This is a genomic window from Kribbella sancticallisti (assembly GCF_039530625.1).
Taxonomy (GTDB): domain Bacteria; phylum Actinomycetota; class Actinomycetes; order Propionibacteriales; family Kribbellaceae; genus Kribbella; species Kribbella sancticallisti.
This window is the reverse complement of the sequence record NZ_BAAAOS010000038.1, coordinates 89,032-108,226: the sequence shown is the minus strand read 5'-3', so window position 1 is coordinate 108,226 and position 19,195 is coordinate 89,032. Positions and strand designations below refer to the sequence as shown.

18 protein-coding genes are annotated in these 19,195 nt (G+C 68.9%); 6 read left to right on the top strand and 12 right to left on the bottom strand.

Translation table 11 applies throughout. The features are described from left to right. The first annotated feature begins 65 nt into the window (after positions 1-65). Positions 66-692 (top strand): hypothetical protein, encoded by a 627-nt coding sequence (locus ABD255_RS26530; protein ID WP_344218601.1) that lies wholly within the window; start codon positions 66-68, stop codon positions 690-692. After that, positions 692-2,140: a multicopper oxidase family protein gene (locus tag ABD255_RS26525; RefSeq protein ID WP_344218599.1), complete on the top strand. Its 1,449-nt coding sequence runs from the start codon at positions 692-694 to the stop codon at positions 2,138-2,140. Before ABD255_RS26530 ends, ABD255_RS26525 begins: the two co-directional genes overlap by 1 nt. A gap of 79 nt (positions 2,141-2,219) precedes the next feature. Here the strand turns inward: ABD255_RS26525 and ABD255_RS26520 are convergent, their stop codons facing one another. Next, positions 2,220-3,836, bottom strand: coding sequence for a S1C family serine protease (locus tag ABD255_RS26520; protein ID WP_344218597.1), 1,617 nt, complete (start codon positions 3,834-3,836; stop codon positions 2,220-2,222). Between the two features lie 120 nt (positions 3,837-3,956). Continuing rightward, a complete protein-coding gene (locus ABD255_RS26515) occupies positions 3,957-4,520 on the bottom strand; it encodes a TetR family transcriptional regulator (RefSeq protein ID WP_344218595.1) in 564 nt (187 codons plus the stop codon). 97 nt (positions 4,521-4,617) lie between these two features. On the opposite strand from ABD255_RS26515, the gene ABD255_RS26510 reads away from it, so the two are divergent. After that, positions 4,618-5,448 (top strand): oxidoreductase, encoded by an 831-nt coding sequence (locus ABD255_RS26510; RefSeq protein WP_344218593.1) that lies wholly within the window; start codon positions 4,618-4,620, stop codon positions 5,446-5,448. Here the strand turns inward: ABD255_RS26510 and pdxR are convergent. Further along, positions 5,439-6,854, bottom strand: coding sequence for a MocR-like pyridoxine biosynthesis transcription factor PdxR (gene pdxR, locus ABD255_RS26505; protein WP_344218591.1), 1,416 nt, complete (start codon positions 6,852-6,854; stop codon positions 5,439-5,441). The two genes, ABD255_RS26510 and pdxR, sit on opposite strands and share 10 nt — an antisense overlap. A 76-nt stretch (positions 6,855-6,930) precedes the next feature. On the opposite strand from pdxR, the gene ABD255_RS26500 reads away from it, so the two are divergent. Further along, positions 6,931-7,197: a hypothetical protein gene (locus ABD255_RS26500; protein WP_344218589.1), complete on the top strand. Its 267-nt coding sequence runs from the start codon at positions 6,931-6,933 to the stop codon at positions 7,195-7,197. Further along, positions 7,197-8,258: an FAD-binding oxidoreductase gene (locus tag ABD255_RS26495; RefSeq protein ID WP_344218587.1), complete on the top strand. Its 1,062-nt coding sequence runs from the start codon at positions 7,197-7,199 to the stop codon at positions 8,256-8,258. Before ABD255_RS26500 ends, ABD255_RS26495 begins: the two co-directional genes overlap by 1 nt. Here ABD255_RS26495 and ABD255_RS26490 read toward each other — a convergent pair. Next, positions 8,236-9,177 (bottom strand): helix-turn-helix transcriptional regulator, encoded by a 942-nt coding sequence (locus ABD255_RS26490; RefSeq protein WP_344218585.1) that lies wholly within the window; start codon positions 9,175-9,177, stop codon positions 8,236-8,238. The two genes, ABD255_RS26495 and ABD255_RS26490, sit on opposite strands and share 23 nt — an antisense overlap. Positions 9,178-9,240: 63 nt before the next feature. Here ABD255_RS26490 and ABD255_RS26485 point away from each other — a divergent pair, with 63 nt between their 5' ends. After that, positions 9,241-10,383: an epoxide hydrolase family protein gene (locus tag ABD255_RS26485; RefSeq protein WP_344218583.1), complete on the top strand. Its 1,143-nt coding sequence runs from the start codon at positions 9,241-9,243 to the stop codon at positions 10,381-10,383. Positions 10,384-10,433: 50 nt separating this feature from the next. On the opposite strand, the gene ABD255_RS26480 is transcribed toward ABD255_RS26485, so the two are convergent. The 8 genes from ABD255_RS26480 to ABD255_RS26445 form a co-directional block, all read right to left on the bottom strand. After that, positions 10,434-10,841 carry a nitroreductase family deazaflavin-dependent oxidoreductase gene (locus ABD255_RS26480; protein WP_344218582.1) on the bottom strand — a complete coding sequence of 136 codons (408 nt, stop codon included), beginning with the start codon at positions 10,839-10,841 and terminating at the stop codon, positions 10,434-10,436. Positions 10,842-10,918: 77 nt separating this feature from the next. Beyond that, the gene (locus ABD255_RS26475) at positions 10,919-11,827 is read right to left on the bottom strand and encodes a ribonuclease Z (RefSeq protein ID WP_344218580.1); all 909 of its coding nucleotides are present in this window, start codon (positions 11,825-11,827) and stop codon (positions 10,919-10,921) included. Between the two features lie 5 nt (positions 11,828-11,832). Beyond that, positions 11,833-14,148 (bottom strand): aminotransferase class III-fold pyridoxal phosphate-dependent enzyme, encoded by a 2,316-nt coding sequence (locus ABD255_RS26470; RefSeq protein WP_344218578.1) that lies wholly within the window; start codon positions 14,146-14,148, stop codon positions 11,833-11,835. Beyond that, positions 14,145-14,855, bottom strand: coding sequence for an MBL fold metallo-hydrolase (locus ABD255_RS26465; RefSeq protein ID WP_344218576.1), 711 nt, complete (start codon positions 14,853-14,855; stop codon positions 14,145-14,147). The genes ABD255_RS26470 and ABD255_RS26465 overlap by 4 nt, the downstream gene beginning before the upstream one ends. 79 nt (positions 14,856-14,934) lie before the next feature. After that, positions 14,935-16,356: a metallopeptidase TldD-related protein gene (locus ABD255_RS26460; protein ID WP_344218574.1), complete on the bottom strand. Its 1,422-nt coding sequence runs from the start codon at positions 16,354-16,356 to the stop codon at positions 14,935-14,937. Further along, a complete protein-coding gene (locus ABD255_RS26455; RefSeq protein WP_344218572.1) occupies positions 16,353-17,804 on the bottom strand; it encodes a TldD/PmbA family protein in 1,452 nt (483 codons plus the stop codon). Before ABD255_RS26455 ends, ABD255_RS26460 begins: the two co-directional genes overlap by 4 nt. 215 nt (positions 17,805-18,019) lie before the next feature. Next, the gene (locus ABD255_RS26450; protein WP_344218570.1) at positions 18,020-18,238 is read right to left on the bottom strand and encodes a hypothetical protein; all 219 of its coding nucleotides are present in this window, start codon (positions 18,236-18,238) and stop codon (positions 18,020-18,022) included. After that, a complete protein-coding gene (locus ABD255_RS26445) occupies positions 18,235-19,029 on the bottom strand; it encodes a COG4280 domain-containing protein (RefSeq protein ID WP_344218568.1) in 795 nt (264 codons plus the stop codon). Before ABD255_RS26445 ends, ABD255_RS26450 begins: the two co-directional genes overlap by 4 nt. Positions 19,030-19,195: the final 166 nt, after the last annotated feature.

Below are 19,195 nucleotides of genomic sequence, written 5' to 3'. Positions count from 1 at the left end.
GCACCACCGATGCCCGCACCACCCACCCCCGACGACGCTGGAGACCACGTCACAAGGGGGAAGCCATGATCTGGAAAATCGTGGCGCTCGGGGTGGTCGAGAACTACACGACCGGCTGGGTGCTGCACTACGTCTATCTGCCCGGGCGCGCGGAAACACATCACGCGCTCGGGGCCGTCGGAACCCACAGCACCGTCGGGACCCACAGCGCCGTCGGGACCCACAGCGGGCCCGGCCACGGCGGTCCTGCCCACGGGGCCGGTGCCGGCGCGCACGGTTCGCACGAGGCCGCTGCGCAGGAACTCAGCCCACTGCTGCACTTCCTGCGCGATTCCACCCTCGCGCTGCCGGTGACGATCGCGATCCTGCTGATCGTCACGCTGGCGGTCCGGGCGATCGCAGTACGGGTCGGTGCGGACGCTGGTACCGCGCGGGTCCGGATCGCCTTCGCCTGTGCGGCCGCGATCGCCGCCGCGATGGCCAGCGTGCCTGAGGTACTCGCGCACGGCCGGCTGTTCGACGAGCAGATCGCCGGGGTCTCGATGGCCTCGCACTTGACCGGCGTCGCGCTGGTCACCCTTCGCTACACGTTCGCGCTCACCTTGATCGCCGCCGTCCTGTTCGGCGTGCCCTGGCGAGCACCACGCAGTACGGTCCGGCCGCTCGGGCTACCGATTCACGGAGAAGCATGATGCCCAAAAGAAGAGATGTCCTGAAGTACGGCCTGCTGGCCGGTGCCGCGGCGGCCCTGCCGGTCGAGCGCCTGACCAGCGCGTTCACCCGGACGGCGACGGCAGCGGTCACGTCGCCCGCGGCCCCGCTGTTCGCCACCCCGCTGGTGGTTCCGCCGGTGCTGAAGCCGACGCTCAGCATCGCCGGCACCGACTACTACGACATGACGATGCGGACCGCGCAGCAGCAGATCCTGCCCGGCGCGAAGACGCCGATCTGGGGCTACAACGGGATCTTCCCCGGTCCGACCATCCGGGCCCGCAAGAACCGCCCGATCGTGATCCGGCAGCACAACAAACTGCCGGCCGACGCGGCGGTCCACCTGCACGGCGGCAACGTCCGGTCCAGCTCGGACGGCCTGCCCGGCCAGGAGATCAAGCCCGGCAAGAACCGCGTCTACATCTATCCGAACCGGCAGCAGGCCAGCACGCTGTGGTACCACGACCATGTCCACCACCACGAGGCGTTCAACACCACCCAGGGTCTGACCGGGCTCTACCTGATCACCGATCCCGCCGAGGACAGACTCGGCCTGCCCACCGGCCGGTACGACGTACCGATGGTGATCCAGGACCGGTCGTTCAACCCCGACGGGTCGTTCCGGCTGCCTGATCCGGGCAAGGGTGAGTTCTTCGGCGAGGTCCCACTCGTCAACGGCCGGCCGAGCCCGTTCTTCGAGGTGGAGCAGCGGCGCTACCGGTTCCGGCTGCTGAACGCGGCCTCGTCGGACTGCCTGCACGAGCTCACCCTCGGCGCCGGCGACAGCTTCCACGTGATCGGTACCGACGGCGGGTTGCTGACCGCACCGGTCCAGGTCAACAAGTTGCCGTTGGCACCTTCCGAGCGGGTCGAGGTGATCGTCGACTTCAGCAAGTACCCGGTCGGCTCGCAGATCGTGCTGGCCAGTTCGGTCTTCGGCCTGCCGATGAACCTGCTGCGGTTCGACGTGAAGAAGGCGAAGGGCCAGGACCGGCTGCCGGGCAAGCTGGTGCCGATCGAGCGGCTGAAGGAGTCCAAGGCGACGGTGCACCGGGACTTCCAGCTCAACCTGGACCCGGCCCGCGGCGAGATGGTGATCAACGGCAAGTCGTTCGACCCCGACCGGATCGACATCAGGCCCAAGCTCGGCAGCACCGAGGTGTGGACCATCCACAACGCCGAGTCAGCCGAACTGCCGATCCCGCACGTCTTCCACACCCACCTGGTCCGCTTCCAGATCCTCGACCGCAACGGCAACGCGCCGGCGCCGTTCGAGTCAGGCTGGAAGGACAGCGTCACCCTGCAGGCGGGTGAGCGGGTCCGCATCATCATGCGCTTCGGCGACTTCCCCGGCCGCTACCTGTACCACTGCCACCTCCTCGGCCACGCCGACGCCGGCATGATGGCGACGATGTTCGTCACCCCCTGAGGTGCGAGATCGGGCCCGGGCACTCTGAGGGGTGAGAGTGCGCCGGGCCCGATTGCGGTCCGCTGTGGGACATGAGGGGTCAGCGGACCGGTCCGGTGGTTAGTTCGATGGTTGCTGTGTGCTGGCGGCCGATTTGGTCTAGCCAGGTGACGGAGACCTTGTCGCCGGGGTGGTGCTGGTTGAGCGCTGCCGACAGGGCGTCGGGGCTGTCGATCGCCTTGCCTCCTAGGGCAGTGATCACGTCGCCGGTTGCGATCCCGGCCTTGGCGGCCTTGCCGTTGGCGATGACGTCGTTCACTGCCGCGCCAGAGGTTCCGTCTGCCTCAACCAAGACCGAGATTCCGAGCATCGGGGAGCCACCGATGTGGACGGTCGAGGAAGAGTTGCCTGCCTCGATCTGGTGGGCGACTTGCAGGGCTTGATTGATCGGGATGGCGAAACCGGTTGTCGCGGTCTGGCCTTGGCTTTGGCCTTGGCCTTGGCTCTGACCCGGCGCCTGGTTCTGACCTTGGCCGTCGCCGAAGCCGGTGCCGGGGCCGTCGCCGAAGCCGGTGCCGGGGCCGTCGCCGAAGCCGGTACTGGGGCCGTCGCCGGAGGCGGTCAGGGTGGCGGTGGCGGAGCCTGAGGTGACGGTGGCGGAGCCTGAGGTGACGGCGGTTTCGCCGGTGGAGCCGCTGGCGGGGTTGTTGGTGCCGCCGGCGGTGTCTATGCCGATGACTTCGCCTGCGGTGTTGGCGAGTGGGCCGCCCGAGTCGCCTGCCTGGATGTTCGCATTGGTCTGGATGAGGCCGGTGAGGTTTTCGGGGTCGGCGCCGGACTCGTCGGTGGCGGTGATCGCCTGGTTCAAGCCTGTCACCTTGCCGGCCGCGTAGCTCGGAGTACCGCCTACTCCGCCGGCGTTGCCGATGCCGACCACCTGATCGCCGAGCGCGACCTTGCCGGAGTCGCCGGTCTTCGCGGTCTGCAGCCCGGACGCGTCCGCCAGCTTCAGTACTGCGAGGTCGTGGGTCGCGTCGTAGCCGACTACCCCCGCCGAGTAGGTCTTTCCGTTGCCGATGTCAACGACCGAGATCTGCGTCGCGCCCTCCACCACGTGGTGGTTGGTCAGCACCTCGCCGTCGGACGTCAGCACGATCCCCGTACCGGCCGCGCGAGCACCTTCATAACCCAGCACCGTATTCACGTCGACCAGTCCGGGTGAGACCTGAGCGGCGACCTGCGCCGGGTCGAGCACCTGCGCGAACTTCGAGGTGTTGTTGGCGTTCGACTGCTGATCGATGCCCCAGGCAACCGATCCGATCGTCGTCACCACGGCCAGGCCGAGCACGCCGACCATCGCCACCCGCCGCTTCCGCCGCCGCGGCGGCGCCGGCTGGAACCCCGGCCCCCACTGCGGCGGCCCATACTGCCCGTACTGCGGCTGCCCGTACTGCGGGTACTGCCCGTACTGCGAATACCTCTGCTGCGGGTTTCCCTGCTGCGGGTAGCTTTGCAGTCCGCCACCCTGCTGCGGGTTTCCCTGCTGCGGGTAGCCCTGCGGTCCGCCACCGCGCTGCGGGTTTCCCTGCTGCTGGTTTCCCTGCTGCGGATAGCCCTGCGGTCCGCCACCCTGCTGCGGGTTCCGCTGCTGCGGGTTCCACTGCTGCGGGTTCCGCTGCTGCCCGTTCCCCTGCTGTGCTGGTCCTTTGTCGTTCATCTCCGTTGCCTCCTCAGCCCAACCCGTCCTGCTTCCGAGTAGATCTCGGCTCCCTGAGAAGTCCTTCGGGCCAAGCGATGAATCAACTGAGAAAACGTTGTGTCTCGCGCCACACCGCGATCACCCGCCGGCGACCAACCGCTCCACCGCCGCGACCACGGCCTTCCGGCGCCGGCTGAGGCCGGGCAGCAGGTCGGCGCCGTACTCCGGATTCATCGTCGACCAACTCGTCGCGATCGACTGGACCAGCGACAACAGCTCGATCGGGCTGAAGTCCGCGGGGATCAGCCCGTCGGCCTGCGCCTTCGTCAACGCCGCGAGCCGGTCCGCGTTCACCTCGAGCACCACCCCCAGCCGGGAGCCCTGCGGCCGCTCCAGCCGGAACCAGGTGGCCAGCCGCAGATGGTCCGGGTGCTCCTCGAAGTAGTCGAAGACGCGACCGGCATAGCTCGGCAGGTCGCTGGCGTCGAAGCCGACCTCGTCGAGATAGGCGTCCACGTAGGCACTGAAGACCGCGTCGAACAACGCGTTCTTGCTGCCGAAGTAGGCGTACAGCATCGCCTTGTTGCAGCCGGACACCTCGGCGATCCGGTTCACCCGGGCGCCGGCGATGCCCATCGCCGCGAACTCGTCGGTTGCGGCCGCGAGGATGCGCTGCCGGGTCCGTGCCGCGTTTCTCTGCATCCGGACAGCATACAACCAACCGGTTGGTTGCTTTTGCAGGCTCGGTGAGGTTCCATGGAAGTATCCAACCAGTTGGTTACTTAGGAGAGAGAAGATCATGAGCAAGACCTGGCTCATCACCGGCAGTTCCCGTGGCCTCGGCCGGGAGTTGACCCAGGCGGTGCTGGCCGCCGGCGACCGCGTCGTCGCCACCGCCCGCAAGCCCGAGCAACTCGACGACCTCGTCGCGCAGTACGGCGAGGCCATCCGCGCCGTCGCACTCGACGTCACCGACGCGAAGGCGGCCGAAGCGGCGGTCCAGACCGCGATCGACGAGTTCGGCGGCCTCGACGTGGTCGCGAACAACGCGGGCTACGCGAACAGCGCGCCGATCGAGGAGACCACCGACGAGGACTTCCGGGCGCAGATCGAGACCAACCTGTACGGCGTCGTGAACGTCACCAAGGCCGCCCTGCCGTACTTCCGGCAGCAGCGGGCCGGCCACTTCCTGCAGTTCTCCTCGGTCGGCGGCCGGGTCGGCGGTACGCCGGGCATGGGCGCCTACCAGACCGCCAAGTTCGCGGTCGAGGGCTTCTCCGAGGTGCTGAACAACGAGGTGAAGCCGTTCGGCGTCAAGGTGACGATCATCGAGCCCGGCGCCTTCCGGACCGACTGGGGTGGTTCGTCGATGGCGATCGCACCGGTCGGCGCGGACTACGAGGCGACCGTCGGCGAGATCAACCGGTACCGCGTCGCCGTCGACGGCCAGCAGCCGGGCGACCCGGCGAAGGCCGCGAAGGCGATCCTCGACATCGCCGCCCTGGACGAGCCGCCGCTGCGCCTTCTCCTCGGCAAGGACGCGTTGGAGCACGCCGACCGCGCCTCCCGCTCCCGCGCCGACGAGGCCGCCCGCTGGGCCGGCGTCACCACCTCGACCGACTACGAGTGATCGCGCACTGAGGCGACGGCGTCGGCGAGAAGATCGATGCCTTCGACAACGGCCGCCTCGGTGAGGCCGCCGTACCCGAAGACGAGACCGGCCGGACCTGCGCGGTCGACCCAGTACGGCGCGAGGCCGTAGACCCCGAGCCCGCGATCGAGCGCCGCCCGCATCACCGCGTCCTCGGAGAGGTCGGGCGGCAGCCAGGTCATCACGTGCAGACCCGCCGACACCCCGATCGGCTTCAGGTCCGGGAGCCGATCGGCCAGCCGGTCGACCAACGCGTCCCGTAACTCGCGGTACCGCGGCCGCATCCGGCGCAGGTGCCGGTCGAACTCGCCACGCGCCACGAAGTCGGCGAAGGTGAGTTGGTCGAGCACCGGCGACCCGCGATCGTCGACGACCTTCGCGGCCGCCATCGCCTCGACCAGCCGGCTCGGCAGGATCAGCCAGCCCAGCCGGAGCCCCGGCGCCAGCGTCTTGCTCGCCGTTCCCGCATAGACCACCCGATCCGGCGCGAGCCCCTGCATCGCGCCGATCGGCTCCCGGTCGTACCGGTACTCCGCGTCGTAGTCGTCCTCGATGATCAGCGCGTCCCGCCGGCCGGCCCACTCGACCAGCGCCGCCCGGGTCTCCGCCGACGCCACCGCACCCGTCGGGAACTGATGCGCCGCAGTCACCAGTACTACGTCCGCCCCCGACCGCTCGAGCGCCTCCACGTCCAGTCCAGACTCCAGAACCGGTACTCCGACCGTCTTCAACCCAGCAGTCTCGGCGACGTCGCGTAACTCGTTGTCCGAGGGGTCCTCCACTGCCAGCCGCTGGAACCCGGACGCGGCCAGCACCTGCAGCAGCAACCTCGACCCCTGGGCGAATCCGTTGCAGATCAACATGTTCTCGGGCAGGGCCGAGGTCCCGCGGACCCGGTTGAGGTAGTCCGCCAGCGCCATTCGCAACTCGTCGGCACCCCGCCCGTCGAGGTACGCGAAACTCAGATGCGGTGTCTCGTTCAGCACCCGCCGGATCGATCGCAGCCAGGCGGCTCGCGGGAATTGCGAGACGTCCGGGCGGCTGTACTTGAAGTCGATCCTGGGCGGGCCGCTGGGCTGCTTCTTCGTCCCGGCCTGGGGAGCGCGGGCCGCCGCCGGCGCGACCTGCGTGTAGCCGCCCGTGCGGCTGACGAGATACCCCTCGGCGACCAACTGCTGGTAGGCCTCCACCACGACTCCGCGGGACAGGCCGAGATCGGTCGCGAGCGCCCGCGTCGACGGCATCACCGTGTCCGCGCGCAGCAGACCCTGCCGGATCCGCTCCCGGATCCCGCTCTCCAACTGCTGGTGCAGCGGCACGGCCGTCTCCCGCCGGAGCTCGACCAGCAGTTCCCCGGCGCCCGAATTGGTCCTGGATCGGCTCATGCAACTGGACCTTATCCGGGTACCGCTTCGCTGTCAGGGTGGTGAGCACAGGAACTTTCCAGCAAAGGAGCCCGCCATGACCACCACCGAGAACCAGCCGCAGACCCAGCCGCAGACCCAAACCCGGAACCTGACCCTGCTGAAGGACGGAGACGCCGGATACGACGAGGCGCGCAGCGTCTGGAACGCGATGGTGGACCGCCGCCCCGCGGTGATCGCCAAGTGCCGAAGCACCACCGAAGTCGCCACCGCCGTGCGCTACGCCCGCGAGCACGGACTCGAGATCGGTGTCCGCTGCGGCGGTCAAGCATCGCCGGCCACGCCGTACCCGACGGCGGCCTGATGATCGACCTCACGCCGATGAGCGAAGTACGGGTCGATCCTGAGCAGAAACTCGCATGGGTCCAGGGCGGCGCTCTGCTGGGCGAGCTGGATCGGGCGGCGCAGGAGCACGGCCTGGCGACCACGGCCGGGAACGTCTCGCACACCGGCGTCGGCGGTCTCACCCTCGGCGGCGGGATGGGATGGCTGGCCAGGCAGTACGGGCTCGCCTGCGACAACGTCGTCTCGTACGAACTGGTCACCGCCGACGGCGAGGTGGTCCGCGCCAGTTCCACGGAGAACCCCGAGCTGTTCTGGGGACTGCGGGGCGGCGGTGGGAACTTCGGGATCGTCACGTCCTTCGAGTTCCGCCTGCACGAGGTCGGGACGCGGACGCTCGTTGCCGAGTTCACCTATCCGTACGAGGAAGGCTTCGCAGTACTCAAGGGCTGGCGCGAGCTGAACACCACGGCCCCACGGCAGGCGACTTTCACCGCGAGCGTGCGCGGCGAGGAGGTCTGCGTCGGGTTCGTCTGGGTCGGCGATCCCGCCGACGGCGCGGATCTGCTGACCGCCTTCCGCGCCCTGGGCACGGTAGTTGCCGAGAGCATCGAAGAGCTGTCCTACCCGACCCTGCAGACCCGCGACGACAACGTCCAGGGCCACCGCTACCGGCGCTACTGGAAGGGCCACTACTTCAAGTCGTTGCCCGACGACGCCATCCGCGCACTGCTGCGGAACCCCGGGGTCGGCGCGAGCCTGCAGGCCTACGGCGGCGCGATCTCCGACGTACCGGACGAGGACGCGGCGTTCAGCCAGCGCGACACCCTCTTCGAGTTCGTCACCGCCACCCGCTGGGAGGACGCCGACGACGACTCCGACCGCATCGCCACCCTCCGCGCGTACGCCGCCACCCTCGAGCCGTACGCCGGCGGCGCCTACCTCAACACCCTGAACGGCGAGAACGTCAGCCGGGCCTTCTCCCCCGCCAAGCTCGCCCGCCTGATCGCCCTGAAGACCACCTGGGACCCGGCCAACGTCTTCCACCTGAACCAGAACATCAAGCCCGCGCCGCGGCCGTGAGGCGATCGGTCAGCGTGCGGGTGTGGTCGATCAGTTCGGGCGGGGACTCGATCGTGAACGGGTGGCCGAGCAGGCCGACATAGAGGAGCAGTTCGTCCAGCGAGTTCGAGCCGGTGGCGAGCACGCAGGAGCCGGCGTCGATGGGTTCGACCGTGCCGATCGTGCTGCCGATCCGGTCGGCGATCACCTCGGCCGGAGCCTGCAGGACGAAGCGGGCCTGGTAGCGGTAGGCGGCCGACGCTACCCCTCGCGTCGTCTCGTCGAGCTCGGGCGCGTCCCTCGGGGTGAAGCGGGGACCGGTAGGGATTCGGGGCTCCAGTCGGTCCAGGCGGAACGTGCGCCAGTCCTCTCGGTCCAAGTCCCAGGCGACCAGATACCACCGCCGCCCGGTGTGGATAAGGCGGTGCGGTTCGGTAGTACGGACTGTTGAGGCGCCGCTATGGCTCCGGTAGTCGAAGCGGAGTCGTTGGTGATCTCGGCAGGCGGTGGCGACCGCCATCACGACATCGGGAGCGACGGCGGCGCCGACTGTCGGCGTCACCGCGACCGACTGCAACAGCCTGATCCGGTGCCGCAGGCGTGACGGCAGCACTTGCTCGAGTTTCGTGAGCGCGCGGACCGACGACTCCTCGATCCCGGTGATCCCACCCATCGCGGCCGCCCGCAGCCCGATCGCGACGGCGACCGCTTCGTCGTCGTCGAGCAGCAGCGGCGGCAGAGCAGCGCCGGCACCGAGCCGGTAGCCGGCGACGCCCGCCACCGCGTCGACCGGGTAGCCGAGGTTGCGGAGTTTGTCGACGTCGCGGCGGACGGTCCGCACTCCGACGTCCAACTCCTCGGCGAGCGCGGTGCCACTCCAGTCGCGAGGTGACTGCAGCAGCGAGAGCAGTTTGAGGAGGCGTGCGGAGGTTTCCAACATGCTCACAAGTCTGTCATCCAGCTAGGACTGAAGCTGTCCTAACCAGGTGACAGAGTCATCCCCATGATCAAGCCATTCGTCATCGACATCCCGCAGAGCACCCTCGACGACCTCCAGAGCCGACTCGACAACGCGCGGTTCCCCGCCGCACTCCCCGGCGACGGCTGGGACTCCGGAGTACCGGTCGCCTGGCTTCGCGAGATCGTCGAGTACTGGCGGAGCGGCTATGACTGGCGGGCCGCTGAGAAGCAGTTGAACGACTTCCCGCAGTACACGACCGAGATCGACGGGCAGCAGATCCACTTCCTGCACGTGAAGTCGCCCGAGCCGGGGGCGTTGCCGCTGATGCTGACGCACGGCTGGCCGGGGTCCATCGTGGAGTTCCTGGACGTGATCGGGCCGCTGAGCGACCCGGCGTCGTACGGCGGGGACCCGGCGGACGCCTTCCACCTGGTGATTCCGTCGCTGCCGGGGTTCGGGTTCTCCGGGCCGGTGCACGAGAACGGCTGGGACGCGGCCCGGATCGGCCGGACCTGGGCGGAACTGATGAACCGCCTCGGCTACGACCGGTACGGCGTACAGGGTGGCGACAAGGGCGCGAGCATCTCCCCGGAGGTGGCGCGGGCGGCTCGCGAGAACGTCGTCGGGGTGCACCTGAACGGGCCCGGCCCGATCCCGCCGATGCAGATGTCCGAGGACGAGTTGGCCTCCCTGACTCCGTTGGAGCAGGACCGGGTGGCCAGGGTCCAGGCGTTCATGCGGGAGGAGTTCGGCTACATCGCGATCCAGTCGACGCGGCCGCAGACGCTCGCCTACGGACTGGTGGACTCGCCGGTCGGGCAACTCGCCTGGATCATGGAGAGGTTCCGCGAGTGGACGCATCCCCGCACGACGTTGCCGGACGCGATCATCGACAGGGACCGGTTGCTCACCAACGTGATGATCTACTGGCTCACCGGCACGGCCGGCTCGGCGGCTTCCGTCGGGTATGCCCAGGACCCCGCGTGGGGCGCGACCAAGGAGAACTCCGGGGTGCCGACCGCCGCGCTCGTCTTCGCCCACGACGTCGGCATCCGCCGCTACACCGAGCAGGAGAACACCATCGCGCGCTGGACCGACGTTGACCGCGGCGGCCACTTCGCGGCCCTCGAGGAGCCGGAGATCCTGACCACCGACATCCGCGAGTTCTTCCGCACCGTGCGGTGAACAGACCGCACCCGGCTCCTCCACGACGGGAGGAGCCGGGTGGGGAGAACCTACTGGCGTTCGAGGAGGACGATCGGGATCTGCCGGTCCGTCTTCTTGGTGTAGTTGTCGTAGTCGGGCCAGACCTCGGTCATCAGCGGCCAGATGCGGGCGCGTTCCTCGTCGGTGGCGACGCGGGCGCGGGCGGCGAAGCGGTCGGCCTTGATCTGAACCTTGACGTTCGGGTCGGCCTCGAGGTTGAAGTGCCAGCCGGGGTGCGCGGCGGCGCCGCCGTCGGAGGAGACGATCGCGTAGGCGCCGTCCACCTCACGGAAGATCAGCGCGTTCTTGCGCTCCAGACCCGACTTGCGGCCGACCGTGGTGAGGATGAGGATCTCGGCGTCGAGTGGGCCGAACAGGTAGCCCTCCGCGCCGTCCGTCTCCTCGTAGCGCTTGACGTGTTCCTGTCCGTACAGCATCGAAACTCCTTGCTCACGCGGGTAGTTACTTCACACAACAACTACCATGTACCCAGTTGTTCCCGGGATGAACAAAATCAGCGGCGAGCAGGGACCGAGATCCTCATCAGGTCGGCAGCGACGACGATCTCGCCGGAGAATTCTTCCGCGGCCTCCTCGTGGAAGGGGGCCGGGTCGGTGTAGCGCTGGGAGAAGTGGGTGAGGACGAGTTTGCGGACGTCGCATTCCTGCGCGACCCGAGCCGCCTGCCGGGCGGTCAGGTGGCCGAAGTTCGTGGCGAGGGACCGCTCGGACGACAGGTACGTCGACTCGATCACCAGCAGGTCCGCCTGGTCGGCCAGCCGGAACACGCCCTCGCACAGCCGGGTGTCCATCACGAAAGCGAACCGCTGACCCGGTCGCGGCTCGCTCACCTCGTCGATCGTGACCGTGCGCCCGTCGACGACGAGCGACCCGGCCTGCTGCAGACGGCCCACGTCCGGCCCGACCACCCCGTACTGCGCCAGCCGGTCCGGCAGCATCCGCCTGCCGTCGGGCTCGATCAACTGATACCCGTACGAATCGACCGGGTGCTCCAGCCGCCTGGCCCAGAGTTGGCCGAACGGTCCGACCGAGAGCAGGCCGTCTTCCTCGATCGGCTCCTCGAGCACCGTGGCCCGCTCGAAGTACGACGCGGCGTACCGGAGCCTGGTGAAGTACTCCTGGCCCGACTCCGGGTAGTGCGCGTGCACGGGATGCTGCACCTTGTCGAGCGACAGCCGCTGGATCACCCCCGGTACTCCGAGGCAGTGGTCGCCGTGGAAATGCGTGACACACAACCGGGTGATCGCGCCGGCCGGGACCCCGGCGTACAGCATCTGCCGTTGGGTCCCCTCCCCCGGATCGAAGAGGAAACCGTCGGAGTCCCAGCGCAGGAAGTAGCCGTTCTGGTTGCGCTCCCGCGACGCCACCTGACTACTGGTGCCAAGGACAACGAGTTCGCGCACGGACCTCAGGCTAGTGCAGCGAAGGCATCGAGGAAGTGGTTCACGTGCTCCTGCTGCCAGATCAACGGCGGGCGGATTTTGAGGACGCTGCCGCCGGGGCCGGTGGTCCCGACGAGCACGCCTTGGTCGCGCAGGCGTTCAGCGAGTTCGGCCGCAGTCAGCGGAGCGTCCGGGGGAAGTGCGACACCGGCCATGAGGCCCTGGCCGCGTACCTCGGCCGCCGGGTGCAAATCCGCCGCGAGAGGAGCCAGCCCGGCTGCCAACGAGGCACCGATCCGGCCCGAGTTCTCGACCAGGCCGGTCTGCTCGATCACGTCCAGCACGGTCAGCGCCGCGACACACGAGACCGGATTGCCGGCGAACGTGCTGAAGAACTCGTCCACCGCGGCGAACTGCTCGGCGATCTCCCGCCGGGTGATCAGCGCGGCGATGGGATGGCCGTTGCCCATCGGCTTGCCGAGCGTGACAAAGTCCGGCGTCAGCCCGAAGTCGCTGAACCGCCAGAGGTTGCGCCCACCCCGCCCGAAACCAGCCTGTACTTCGTCCGCCAGGAACAGCCCGCCGACCGCGCGAGCCTCGTCCTGCAGTCCCTGCATGAACCCGTCGACCGGGGTGAGAATGCCGGCGCTGCTGAACACGCTGTCCACCGCCAGCAGGGCGAGATCATGCTCGGACGCGCGCAATTCGAGGCGGGCAAGGCGAACCCGCTCGGCTGCAGCCAGAGCATCCGGCTGCTGCCCGTTCGGGCCGGTCCGCGGCGCCTCGAAAGTCGCGATGTGCTCCGGGCGGTCCGACGCCGGGTAGGTGTTCGTCGACCAGGCCGCGGTCGCCTCGCTGACTCCGTGGTAGGCAAGGTCCGCGACGACGGCACCCGTCCGGCCGGTGACCAGTTTGGCCATCCGCCAGGCCAGATCGTTGGCTTCGCTCCCGGAGTTCACGAGGATGCAGGTGTCCAGGCCGGCCGGCATCGACGCGGTCAGGCGCTCGGCCAGCTCGACCGCGTGCGGATGCAGGTAGCGCGAGTTGATGTTCAGCAGCGCGGCCTGCCGCGAGATCGCCTGCACCACCGCGGGATGCGCGTGGCCGACGACCGGAACGTTGTTGTAGGCATCGAGATACTGCCGGCCGTCAGCGGTGTGGACCCAGGCTCCGGACCCACGGACCACCTGCAGCGGCTCGCGGTAGAACAGCGGCGACAGCTTCCGCCCACCCAACGCCGTACTACGGCGCTGCGCGAGCGTGGAGTCAGCCTGTTGCGACGACCTCACCCGCGAGGTCCCGCACAACCGGTGGAAGCGCTCCGCCAACTCGGCGGGATCCAGATCGGCCAGCAGGTCGAGCCCATGCCAACTCCCGGCGACCAAGCTCGTCAGATACTCCTCGTTGTCCGGATAGAGCGGCGCACGCCAAGCCGACATCAGCACACTGGCGGCGAGTCGGGCGAGCACCAGCTCACCGATCAGCTCGACCTCTTCCGGCTCCAGCGGCAGCACCCGCTGGTAGGCGTCGAGGAACGCCTGCGCGGCGGGCCACGGATCGGCGGACTCCCGCAGCAACGAGGTCAGGCTGATCGCGAGATCGGACACGCGCGCGGTGTGGTGCATGTCGCCGAAGTCGATCACTCCGGAGATCCCGTCCGCGGCGAGCAGCACGTTGCTCAACGTGACGTCACCGTGCAGCACGAACGCCGGCAGCCGCCGGGTCGCCTCTTCCAGCCCTTCGAAGCGATCCAGGAGCTTCTCCATCGGAGCCCGCCGGGCCGGATCGGGCAACTGTTGCGCGAACGGCCGCAACGAGGTGACGAGCCGCGGATCCCAGTCCAGCCGGCGATCCGCCGCCGGGTGGCCGAAGCCCTGCAGTGCCCGAGTCAGCCGCGCACAGACCTCCCCGAACTCCGCCGCGAACCACTCCGGCAGGACGGCGAGATCGCCGACCGCGCCCGGCATCACCGTCATCACCCGGACCTGGTGCACCCGCCCGTCCGCGGCCTTGAGGACGACGCCCGGCGCGCCGTCGGCGGCCTCGACGATCCGTGGAATCGGCAGGCCGGGATCGACCAGCGCGACGTGTCGCATCGCCGCGCTCTCCATCGCGATCTGACCGGGATCGTCACCGGAGTTGGACACCTTCAGGACCAGCCGGCGCCCTTCGGCGGTGGTCGCCAGGAAGTTCAGGTCCCGTTCGCTGCGCAGCAACTGCAACTCGGCGTCGACCCCGTACTGCGACCGCAGGAACTCCGCCGCCGTGGCCAGGTCGACCTCCGGTGGCTCCTCGATCAGGCTCGACGTCTGCCCCACGGTCTGGTTCGCGGTCTGGCTCACGGGGTCTCCTCGAATGTGGCGCGGCTGCGACCCCGGAACACCAGCGGCTCCGGGCGGACGACGTACTCCAGTGGCTCGCCCACCCGGAACGGCGCGTCGTGCCCGGGACAGACGATCTCGGCCAGGCTCGCGACGCGGGCGATCGAGGCGTCCGCCTTCGCGGCGTCGTACGGGCGACCCGAGGCGCGCCGCGAGCGCAGTACGGCGGCGGTCGGTACGGCGTCGCCCGTCAGCACGGTGATGCCGGACTCGGCGGTCACCGCAAGGCCGATCGAGCCCGGTGTGTGGCCGGGAAGATCCAGTACCTGAACACCCGGCAGGAGTAGGTCGCCCTCCCCCGTCGACTGGACATCGAGCCCGTCGAGCACGGCCTTGGCCCAGCGGGGCGTGCCGAGATCCTCAGCAGGCGGCGCGTCCAGGTTCTTCAGCTCGTCGGCGTGCAGCAGGACTCGGGCCTGCCGGAAGAAGTCGACGTTCTGCACGTGGTCCCAGTGACCGTGGGACAGCACGACCGTGTCGATGTCCCCCGGCTTGAGACCCTGAGCGGACAGTGCCTCCAGCAGCTTCCGGCGGCGACCGGCGTGGCCGCAGTCGAACAGCACTCGCCCGCCCTCGCTCTCGACCAGGTGGATCGAGCAGAAGGCGGGATTTCCCTGATCGGTACTCAGTGAGTAGCCGTTGAGCAGGGTGGTGAGCTTGGGAGTCATCTACCCCTCGTCGTGGTGTGGTGGAGCAGCAGCGCCCCGCGCGGGTTTATGAGCACGCGTCACGCGGGGCGCTGCTGGTTCAGGGGAGGACGAGCGGGCCGGCCTCGATCAGCAGGGACGGGACGACGATGCTCTCCATGAACGTCTGGTCGCAGCGCTCGCGAACGGCGCCGACGGCCAGAACCGCGTTCATCACGTCGACCATCCGGAAGGTGAACCGCAGCTGCGGATGCCAGGCGACGAGCTTGCCGTCCTCGGCCCAGTACGTCGCGTCGCGGGTCGTCCCGGTGACGAGGGTCTCCTTGGGGTGCAGCACCCGGAGGTAGTCGAGCCGGTTCACGACGAGCCCGCTGCCGCACTCGGCGAGCAGCTCGTCCTCGGTCGCCTCGCCGGGCGCCAGCAACAGGTGCGACGGGACCGGGTCGCCGCCGAACCGCCAGCCGTCCGGTACGGCGTGCCCGGTCGGCACGCCACCGGTCAGGGCGGCGCGGCGCTGGTCCGACACGACGCCGGTGAGCACGCCCTTGTCGAGCAGCGTGGTCCGGCGGCGAACGTTGCCTTCAGCATCGAATCCGCTGGGGAGGCCGTCGAGGTCGGTGCCATCGTCGACCAGGGTGATGAGGTCGCTGGCGACCTTCTCGCCGAGCCGCCCGGACACGGCCGACCGGCCGGTGGCGTAGGCGTTCGCGCCGAGGACCGCGTAGCCGTAGGTGGCGATCAGGCTGTTCACCGCCTGCGGCTTCAGCAGCACCCGGCAGGTGCCGTGGTGGGCCTCGCGGACGGGGAGCGGAGTCAGCGCCTCGCGCAACCGGGCGGGGATCTCGTGGACCGGGATCTGGTCGGCGTCACGATGCAGCAGCTTGACGCTGGCGGACTGGCCGTCCTGCTTGGCGATCGCCTGGATCGAGGCTTTGGTGAGGGTCTCCGCGCGGAACAGGCCGGTGGAGTCGGCGACCACGCGGTCCAGTACGTCATACCGGATGGCGCCGCCGAGCTTCATGCTCGGGTCGAGTCCGGCGCGGACCGTGCTGAACCACTGGTGGCGGACGGCCGGATCGGCTTCCAGGACAGAGCTCGCCGGAACAATCTCAGGCTGACTGCCCTGCTCACCGTTGTTTGTTTCTTGGGTCACTGCAGGCGCCGATGCGGCGGATAGGGATCCAGTGGCTGATGTCGCTCCCGCTGGATGTTGGGTCGGGGAAGGCGCATCACCGGAGGCGGCGGTGGGCGTGGGGGCGGCTGGGAGTTCGGAGAGGGCGGCGGAGAGGCGGTTGGAGAGGGTGCGGACGGCTTCTGGGTCGAGGGTTTCCAGGGAGCCGGCGACGGCTCGGCCGTCGCGGCTGATGCGGACTCGGACGCGGAGGCGGCGTTCGCTGTGCTGGGCGGTGATCTCGGACTCGGCGAAGCGCAGCAGGTCGGCGTTCTCGCCGAGGACGTCGAGCCGGGTGCCCTCGCCGAAGATCTTCAGCGCCTGCTCGATCTGGGCCTGGTCGATGCTCATCGTCCCACCTGCACATTCTGGAAGCGGCCCGGAACCGTGCCGTGACCGACATGGGCTACCTGCAGCGGTTCACCCTTGTTGCAGGACGGAACGCCGTGCACCTTCCACTCGTCCGGCCCGCCGAGGGCGTCCAACTCGGCCCAGAACTGCGGCGTCACGCCCTGGTAGCTGCAGTTCTTCAGCAGCCGGCCGACCTTGCCGTCGCGGATCTCCCAGCCGACCTCGGTCTGGAACCGGAACGACATCCGCTGGTCGTCGATGGAGAAGCCCCGGTTGGTGTCCACCAGGATGCCGCGCTTGGTGCCGGCGATCATCTCGGCCAGCGACGAGTCGCCCGGCTCGAGGCAGATGTTGGTCATCCGGACCAGCGGCAGCCGCTGCCAGCCGTCGGCCCGGGAGGCACCCGTCGGCTCCCCGCCCAGCGCCGCGGCGTGCTCGCGCCCGGACATGTAGCCCAGGAAGATGCCGTCCTTGACCAACTGGGTGCGCTGGGCCGGCACGCCTTCGTCGTCGTACCCGAAGGAGCCGAGTCCGCCGGGAATGGTCGCGTCGGCGTACGCGGAGACGATCGGGGAACCCCAGCGGAAGTTGCCGCGCCGCTCGGGGGTGGCGTAGGTGCCGCCGGCCAGGCTGGCCTCGGTGCCGAGCGCGCGGTCGGCCTCCATCGGGTGGCCGGCACACTCGTGCAGCACCATCGCCAGCTGGTTGCTGCCAGCAACAAGTGTGGTGACCTCGTCCGGGCACTGCGGAGCGGTCAGCAGCGCGACCGCCTCCGAGGCGACCCGGGCCGCGTTCTCCGGCAGGCCGAGCGACAGGACGTGCTCGAAGCCGGCCGTGGCGAAGTCGCCGCGCTGGCCGCGGATCTGCCGCGGGACGCCCTGGGGGTAGGAGCGGCGCTGGACGTCGTTGCCGTCGCCGGCGTTGACCATCAGGCCGCCGCCGCTCTCGGTCAGCGTCTGCTCGATCAGCGCGCCCTCGGTGTTCGCGAACACCTTCTCATCGCGGTAGAAGTCCACCGACGCCTCGATCTGCTGGACCAGCGGACCCGCGGTCGAGGCCTCCTTGACGGTGGCCGCCAGGAGATCGAGCTTGGTGGACAGCGGAACGGTGAACGGGTCCACCTGCATCGGCGAGGACCAGGTGTCCCGGGTGGTCACCGGCTGCCCCATCGTGACGTGTCCGCCGCCACCGGCGGCCCGGGCCTGGCCGACCGCCTGGGCGATGACGGCGTCGAGCCCGTTCGGGTCCAGCCGGTGCGTTGCGGCGAAGCCCCAGTGTCCGCCGATCACGACGCGCAGCCCCAGACCCAGCGAGTCGTCGTAGTTCACCTCGCCCGGACCGTCGAGCTCGACCAGGACCTGCTCGTGCGTCCGCCGGACCACCCGGATGTCGCCGTACTCGACGTCGGACGGAAGTAGCGCGAGGACGGTCTCGGCAGTGTCACGCATCACCGGAGCCTCCTGTGTCGTCGGGAGTCAGCAGTCACTTCTGGATCCTCCGATTCGTCTGGGCTGGCACCTCCTGAACGACTGTAGCAGATACTACGAGATTCTTGAATAGCGTTGTGTTCACTACAGGCGGCCGTCTTCGGACGCACCGCGGCCCCGCATGGACCGAGGTCGCATGCGGGGCCGGATGTCAACAGGACAAGGGCTTCGGGCCCTCACTGCCGCTTCGGGCGGACATCGATCGCGAGGCTGATCGCGAACGCCACGACGATCGCGGCGCCACCCAGCAGGGTCAGGCCGGTGTCGCCGAACAACTCCACCTTCATCGCCACGAACAGCGCGACGAGCGCGAGCACCACGGCGACGGCGATCTTCCAGTCGTCACCGATCAGGAAGTCGTACCAGAACTGGCCGAAGGACTTCAGGAACTTCATTTCTTCACCTCCACCGGGACGTTGGCCGGCGCGACCGGAGCCGCGGGGGTCTTGAGGACGGCGACGAAGATCCGGCTGAGCAGCAGCCAGACGAGCAGCAGGCCGATCAGCGCCAGGTCGTGACCCGGCCAGTCGAGGCTCTCGCGGTCACCGCGGAAGATGCCGATGCCCTCCACCGCCCAGTACGTGCCGAACGACGCCAGCAGCAGGCCCACGCCGTACTTCAGCAGGTTCTCGTTGATCATCGACAGCGGCCGGCGCAGCGCGATCGCGATCACCAGCACCACCACGACGGCGACCAGCGCACCGGCGCTCGCGCCGGGGATGTTGTCCGCGTTCAGGCCGAAGGTGATCACGATGAACACCACCTCCATGCCCTCCAGGAAGACACCCTTGAACGACACCATGAAGGAGAACATGTCGACGCTGCCGGTGCTCTGCCCCGCGGCCTTGGCGGCCGCGACCTCGTCCTTGTAGATCTGCGCCTCGTCATGCACGGCTTTTCGCCCTGATGACCGCAGGATCGCCTTTCTCAGCCATTGGAGCCCGAAGACCAGCAGCAGTCCGCCGATCGCCAACTGCAACGCCGACTCCGGCAGCCAGGTGGCCAGCGCGTAGCCGGCGAACACCGTCACCACGGCCAGCGCGCCGAGCGCCGCCAGGGTGCCGAGCAGCGCCGACTTCCAGCTGCGGGTGTAGCCCATCGCCATCACGATCGTGGTGGCTTCCACCATCTCCACGAAACACGCGACGAACGTCGCGATGATGAGGCCCCACGTTGCCGCGTCCATCTCTCACTTCCTTCGCTTGATGCAACATATGCTTCATCGAACGATAGTTACGATGTTCTTTCAGTGTCAACACGAAGGCCGATTTATTTGCTAGAGGCAACTTTTAGGCATGGCGAAGCGCCCGAGGAGACCCGGAGGGGCCGGGGTCTCCTCGGGCGCCGCCGCG

Bases quoted from the DNA above. Each gene is read 5' to 3' on its own strand.
- ABD255_RS26485 (WP_344218583.1), top strand. From the start codon at position 9,241: ATGATCAAGCCATTCGTCATCGACATCCCGCAGAGCACCCTCGACGAC.
- ABD255_RS26490 (WP_344218585.1), bottom strand. From the start codon at position 9,177: ATGTTGGAAACCTCCGCACGCCTCCTCAAACTGCTCTCGCTGCTGCAG.
- ABD255_RS26495 (WP_344218587.1), top strand. From the start codon at position 7,197: ATGATCGACCTCACGCCGATGAGCGAAGTACGGGTCGATCCTGAGCAG.
- ABD255_RS26455 (WP_344218572.1), bottom strand. From the start codon at position 17,804: ATGCGTGACACTGCCGAGACCGTCCTCGCGCTACTTCCGTCCGACGTC.
- ABD255_RS26460 (WP_344218574.1), bottom strand. From the start codon at position 16,356: ATGAGCATCGACCAGGCCCAGATCGAGCAGGCGCTGAAGATCTTCGGC.
- ABD255_RS26500 (WP_344218589.1), top strand. From the start codon at position 6,931: ATGACCACCACCGAGAACCAGCCGCAGACCCAGCCGCAGACCCAAACC.
- ABD255_RS26520 (WP_344218597.1), bottom strand. From the start codon at position 3,836: ATGAACGACAAAGGACCAGCACAGCAGGGGAACGGGCAGCAGCGGAAC.
- ABD255_RS26465 (WP_344218576.1), bottom strand. From the start codon at position 14,855: ATGACTCCCAAGCTCACCACCCTGCTCAACGGCTACTCACTGAGTACC.
- ABD255_RS26510 (WP_344218593.1), top strand. From the start codon at position 4,618: ATGAGCAAGACCTGGCTCATCACCGGCAGTTCCCGTGGCCTCGGCCGG.
- ABD255_RS26450 (WP_344218570.1), bottom strand. From the start codon at position 18,238: ATGAAGTTCCTGAAGTCCTTCGGCCAGTTCTGGTACGACTTCCTGATC.
- ABD255_RS26525 (WP_344218599.1), top strand. From the start codon at position 692: ATGCCCAAAAGAAGAGATGTCCTGAAGTACGGCCTGCTGGCCGGTGCC.
- ABD255_RS26445 (WP_344218568.1), bottom strand. From the start codon at position 19,029: ATGGACGCGGCAACGTGGGGCCTCATCATCGCGACGTTCGTCGCGTGT.
- pdxR (WP_344218591.1), bottom strand. From the start codon at position 6,854: ATGAGCCGATCCAGGACCAATTCGGGCGCCGGGGAACTGCTGGTCGAG.
- ABD255_RS26480 (WP_344218582.1), bottom strand. From the start codon at position 10,841: ATGCTGTACGGACAGGAACACGTCAAGCGCTACGAGGAGACGGACGGC.
- ABD255_RS26530 (WP_344218601.1), top strand. From the start codon at position 66: ATGATCTGGAAAATCGTGGCGCTCGGGGTGGTCGAGAACTACACGACC.
- ABD255_RS26515 (WP_344218595.1), bottom strand. From the start codon at position 4,520: ATGCAGAGAAACGCGGCACGGACCCGGCAGCGCATCCTCGCGGCCGCA.